We start from the raw sequence: 1,703 nt of genomic DNA on the forward strand, positions 1-1,703 counted from the left end.
TATCAAGGCAAGCGACTCGTCAAACAGGCTTCGGCCTAATGAATGAATTCGTTTGACCCTTGAGCCAAGTTTGGTTCGCTTCTGTTGCTTCGGCGACAGGCAAGAACCGCATTGATCTTAAACTGAAGAGTTTGATCATGGCTCAGATTGAACGCTGGCGGCAGGCCTAACACATGCAAGTCGAGCGGTAACAGATCCAGCTTGCTGGATGCTGACGAGCGGCGGACGGGTGAGTAATGCATAGGAATCTGCCCGATAGTGGGGGATAACCTGGGGAAACCCAGGCTAATACCGCATACGTCCTACGGGAGAAAGGGGGCTTCGGCTCCCGCTATCGGATGAGCCTATGTCGGATTAGCTAGTTGGTGAGGTAACGGCTCACCAAGGCCACGATCCGTAGCTGGTCTGAGAGGATGATCAGCCACATCGGGACTGAGACACGGCCCGAACTCCTACGGGAGGCAGCAGTGGGGAATATTGGACAATGGGGGGAACCCTGATCCAGCCATGCCGCGTGTGTGAAGAAGGCCCTCGGGTTGTAAAGCACTTTCAGCGAGGAAGAACGCCTAGCGGTTAATACCCGCTAGGAAAGACATCACTCGCAGAAGAAGCACCGGCTAACTCCGTGCCAGCAGCCGCGGTAATACGGAGGGTGCAAGCGTTAATCGGAATTACTGGGCGTAAAGCGCGCGTAGGTGGCTTGATAAGCCGGTTGTGAAAGCCCCGGGCTCAACCTGGGAACGGCATCCGGAACTGTCAAGCTAGAGTGCAGGAGAGGAAGGTAGAATTCCCGGTGTAGCGGTGAAATGCGTAGAGATCGGGAGGAATACCAGTGGCGAAGGCGGCCTTCTGGACTGACACTGACACTGAGGTGCGAAAGCGTGGGTAGCAAACAGGATTAGATACCCTGGTAGTCCACGCCGTAAACGATGTCGACCAGCCGTTGGGTGCCTAGCGCACTTTGTGGCGAAGTTAACGCGATAAGTCGACCGCCTGGGGAGTACGGCCGCAAGGTTAAAACTCAAATGAATTGACGGGGGCCCGCACAAGCGGTGGAGCATGTGGTTTAATTCGATGCAACGCGAAGAACCTTACCTACTCTTGACATCCTGCGAATTTGGTAGAGATACCTTAGTGCCTTCGGGAACGCAGAGACAGGTGCTGCATGGCTGTCGTCAGCTCGTGTTGTGAAATGTTGGGTTAAGTCCCGTAACGAGCGCAACCCTTGTCCTTATTTGCCAGCGCGTAATGGCGGGAACTCTAAGGAGACTGCCGGTGACAAACCGGAGGAAGGTGGGGACGACGTCAAGTCATCATGGCCCTTACGAGTAGGGCTACACACGTGCTACAATGGTCGGTACAAAGGGTTGCCAACTCGCGAGAGTGAGCCAATCCCGAAAAGCCGATCTCAGTCCGGATCGGAGTCTGCAACTCGACTCCGTGAAGTCGGAATCGCTAGTAATCGTAGATCAGAATGCTACGGTGAATACGTTCCCGGGCCTTGTACACACCGCCCGTCACACCATGGGAGTGGACTGCACCAGAAGTGGTTAGCCTAACGCAAGAGGGCGATCACCACGGTGTGGTTCATGACTGGGGTGAAGTCGTAACAAGGTAGCCGTAGGGGAACCTGCGGCTGGATCACCTCCTTAACCGATGACTCATCCTCGCGGTAAGCGCTCACAATGAATTACCTGATCAGA

At 54.9% G+C, this 1,703-nt stretch carries 1 rRNA gene; it reads left to right on the forward strand.

From position 1 onward, the window contains the following. Positions 1-119 precede the first annotated feature (119 nt). Positions 120-1,652, forward strand: a 16S ribosomal RNA gene (locus MHM85_RS18240). The last annotated feature ends 51 nt before the right edge of the window (positions 1,653-1,703 follow it).

The sequence above is a fragment of the Halomonas sp. McD50-4 genome (assembly GCF_022348135.1).
Lineage (GTDB): Bacteria > Pseudomonadota > Gammaproteobacteria > Pseudomonadales > Halomonadaceae > Vreelandella > Vreelandella piezotolerans.